This is a genomic window from Mycobacterium sp. E136, from assembly GCF_001666865.1.
In the GTDB taxonomy this organism is placed as follows: Bacteria; Actinomycetota; Actinomycetes; order Mycobacteriales; family Mycobacteriaceae; genus Mycobacterium.
Map to the genome: position 1 here is coordinate 1 of NZ_LZJE01000367.1, position 3,163 is coordinate 3,163.

5 protein-coding genes are annotated in these 3,163 nt (G+C 69.0%); 3 read left to right on the forward strand and 2 right to left on the reverse strand.

Annotated elements, in window-relative coordinates; translation table 11 throughout:
* Together A5698_RS25015 and A5698_RS25020 are read right to left on the reverse strand one after the other, a co-directional pair.
* Positions 1-582: nucleoside/nucleotide kinase family protein (locus tag A5698_RS25015; protein WP_068302516.1), on the reverse strand; the 582-nt coding region annotated here is incomplete at its 3' end.
* Positions 566-775: a hypothetical protein gene (locus tag A5698_RS25020; RefSeq protein ID WP_064351359.1), complete on the reverse strand. Its 210-nt coding sequence runs from the start codon at positions 773-775 to the stop codon at positions 566-568. The genes A5698_RS25015 and A5698_RS25020, both read right to left, overlap by 17 nt.
* Before the next feature lie 129 nt (positions 776-904).
* Between A5698_RS25020 and A5698_RS25025 the strand changes: the two genes are divergently transcribed.
* The 3 genes from A5698_RS25025 (at position 905) to A5698_RS25035 (ending at position 3,119) form a co-directional block, all read left to right on the forward strand.
* Positions 905-2,107, forward strand: coding sequence for an RNA polymerase sigma factor (locus A5698_RS25025; RefSeq protein ID WP_068302518.1), 1,203 nt, complete (start codon positions 905-907; stop codon positions 2,105-2,107).
* Between the two features lie 96 nt (positions 2,108-2,203).
* Positions 2,204-2,659 (forward strand): nitroreductase family deazaflavin-dependent oxidoreductase, encoded by a 456-nt coding sequence (locus A5698_RS25030; protein WP_068302511.1) that lies wholly within the window; start codon positions 2,204-2,206, stop codon positions 2,657-2,659.
* A gap of 10 nt (positions 2,660-2,669) precedes the next feature.
* On the forward strand, positions 2,670-3,119 hold the full coding sequence (locus A5698_RS25035) for a nitroreductase family deazaflavin-dependent oxidoreductase (protein WP_068302513.1): 450 nt from the start codon (positions 2,670-2,672) through the stop codon (positions 3,117-3,119).
* Positions 3,120-3,163 lie beyond the last annotated feature (44 nt).

The window sequence follows — 3,163 nt, forward strand, 5'->3', positions numbered from 1 at the left end:
CGCGCGCGGTTTCGCGCGTTCGATGCGGGCGGCGTTGACGTCGTCGACGGCGCGAACCCATGCCTGCGCCTGCTCGGGCGACGTGCCGAAGGCGATGTGACGCGCGATGAGGCGGCGACGACGCTCGTCGGTCGGGGCGTCGACGAACCAGACCTCGTCGAGCAGCGCGCGGATCAACGGCCACGGGTCGTCGTCGTCGAGGAGGTAATTGCCTTCCGTGACGATGAACCGGTGGCTCGGCAGGACGGCGATGCTGCCTGCGACGGGCTGCTCGAGATCGCGATCGAACGCCGGCGCGTAGACGGTCTCGTCGCGCTGGGCCCTGATGCGTTGCAACAGAGCGAGATACCCGTGGGCGTCGAACGTGTCGATCGCGCCCTTGCGGTCGAGGCGGCCGAGCCGTTCGAGTTGGACGTCGGCGAGATGGAAGCCGTCCATCGGGACGTACACCGCGTCCTCGGTCGCGGTCGCGATCGCCTCGGCCAGTGTCGACTTGCCCGCACCGGGCGGGCCGGTGACACCGAGTATCGCGCGAGGGTGACGGCGCCGGAGCGCGTTGAGGCGACTAGTCCAGCAGGGCATCGATTTCCGCGGCGAAGCGAGCGAGTCGCTCCTCTTCGCTCGGGATGCCCCTCTGCTCGTCGGCGGCGCGCTGCCAGCCCAACCGCCACATCCGCGCGATCGCCCGGTCCCCCAACCCCGCGTACGGGTTGACGAGCGTGTGCGGGAACGCCTTGCGGCCTTCCCAATACGCCGTGACCAACCTGTGGGTCATACCTTCCAACTTTCCGTCGCGACCTGTTGGAAAGCATCGCGACACGCCGCACGGAAGTGGCGGTTTGCATCGGCTCGGCACAATGAAGGCGTGAGCGACGTGCAGGCGACCGTCGACGCGGTGTGGCGCATGGAGGCGGCGAAAATCGTCGCGACACTGACGCGTTCGGTCGGCGACGTCGGGCTCGCCGAGGACCTGGCCGCCGACGCGCTCGTGGACGCGCTCGAGCAGTGGCCGGCGTCCGGTGTTCCGCGCAACCCCGGCGCGTGGTTGATCACGGTGGCCAAACGCAAGGCCATCGACCTGTGGCGGCGACAGGAGAATCTCGACAGCAAATACGCCGCGATGGCGCGTGAGCTCGAAAGCCATGTCGACCAACCGTGGGACCCCGACCGCATCGACGACGACGTGCTGCGACTGATCTTCATCTCGGCCCATCCGGTGCTGTCGCGGGAAGGCCGGATCGCGCTGACCCTGCGGGTGGTCGGCGGCCTGACGACCGACGAGATCGCCCGCGCCTTCCTGACGTCCACTCCGACCGTCGCCGCGCGCATCACCCGCGCCAAGAAGACGCTGTCGGCCGCGAACGTGCCGTTCGAGGTGCCGGACCGCTCCGAGTATCCGAGGCGGCTTTCGGCGGTACTGAGCGTGATCTACCTGATCTACAACGAGGGTTATTCGGCGTCGTTCGGTCAGCGTTGGATCCGCGACGAGCTGTGCGCCGAGGCGCTGCGTCTCGGTCGGGTGCTCACCGCGCTGGTACCGGACGAGCCCGAGGTTCACGGTCTGGTGGCGTTGATGGAGCTGCAGTCGTCGCGCTTCGCGGCGCGCACCGACGGCGACGGCAGGCCGATCCTGTTGGAGGACCAGAACCGCGCCAAATGGGATCGGGCGCAGATCCAGCGTGGCGTGACCGCGCTGGAACGCGCCGCGAACGCGTTGCGGCGCAAGGGTATCGGCTGGGGACCCTATGCGCTGCAGGCCGCGATCGCCGAATGCCATGCCACCGCGCCGTCCGCCGCCGACACCGACTGGCACCGCATCGTCGCGCTGTACGACGGATTGCTTCAGGCGGCGCCGTCGCCCGTGGTTGCGCTCAATCGGGCGGTCGCGGTGGCGATGGCCAGCGGCCCGGCCGCCGGGTTGGAGATCGTCGACAAGCTGACGGGTCTGGACGGCTCCTACCTGCTGCCCAGCGTGCGCGGCGAACTGCTGGCCCGGCTGGGCCGGGGCGCCGAGGCCGCCGCCGAATTCGACCGGTCAGCGGCGATGACCGACAATGAGCGTGGACGAGACATCCTGCGCGACAAGGCAAGTCAGGTGCGCCGGTAGCATCGGCGCCAGGAGTGAGATCAAGACCGCCCTCGTCGACCATTCGGGTACGTTGTTCCGGCTACGTCGTCACCGTCTGAGCGGTAGCCTCCCCGCATGGGCGATCGGACGGCGCCCCCGCGGTGGCTCAAATTCGCCAACAAGCTGGTGATGGTGCTGTTGCGTCTCGGGCTGCCGATCTCGCGGCACGAGTCCCCCGTGGTGTTGACCGTGCCCGGCCGCAGGACCGGCAAGCCACGGTCGACGCCGATCACGCCGATGTTCGTCGACGGCGCCCGCTACGTCATCAACGGCTATCCGGGCGCGGACTGGGTGAGCAACGCCCGCGCGGCCAATCAGGTCACGCTGCGGTATGGCCGGCGATCCGAGCGGGTGCGCCTCGTCGAGCTGACCCCGGACGAGGCGCGGCCGGTGCTGCGGCAGTTCCCGGCGCAGGTTCCCGTCGGCGTCGACATGATGACGCGCGCCGGGGTGTTGGAGACCGGGACACCCGAGGAACTCGAGGCCATGGCGGGCCGCCTGCCGGTGTTCCGCGTCGAGGTCATCACGTAGCGTTTCGAGCATGTCCGACATTCGCCTGCCGTGGTGGCTGAAGTACGTCAACAAGGTGATGATCGGTCTGCAGACGCTCGGCGTCCTCGGCGAGAAGGGCCCCGTCGTGCTCGAGGTTGCCGGCCGCAAGACCAACAAACCGCGCAAGACCCCGGTGACGCCGATGGAGGTCGACGGGCAGCGCTACGTGGTCGGCGGGGTGCCCGGCTCCGACTGGGCCGCCAACGTGCGGGCCGCCGGCGAGGCCACGCTGCACATCGGCCGCCGCGGCGAGCAGGTGCGGATGGTCGAGATGTCCACGGAGGAGGCACGCCCGTTGCTGCGGCAGTTCCCGACCAAGGTGCCCACGGGCGCCGACTTCATCAAAAACGCCGGACTGGTCACCGGGCCCAACCCCGACGAGTTCGAGGCCCTCGCGGGGCGGTGCCCCGTTTTCCGCATCTATAAGGTATCCCCGTGAGTGACAACCCCTTTGACCCGTCGCAGTGGCAGATCGTCGACGGT

Bases quoted from the DNA above. Each gene is read 5' to 3' on its own strand.
- A5698_RS25020 (WP_064351359.1), bottom strand. From the start codon at position 775: ATGACCCACAGGTTGGTCACGGCGTATTGGGAAGGCCGCAAGGCGTTC.
- A5698_RS25025 (WP_068302518.1), top strand. From the start codon at position 905: ATGGAGGCGGCGAAAATCGTCGCGACACTGACGCGTTCGGTCGGCGAC.
- A5698_RS25030 (WP_068302511.1), top strand. From the start codon at position 2,204: ATGGGCGATCGGACGGCGCCCCCGCGGTGGCTCAAATTCGCCAACAAG.
- A5698_RS25035 (WP_068302513.1), top strand. From the start codon at position 2,670: ATGTCCGACATTCGCCTGCCGTGGTGGCTGAAGTACGTCAACAAGGTG.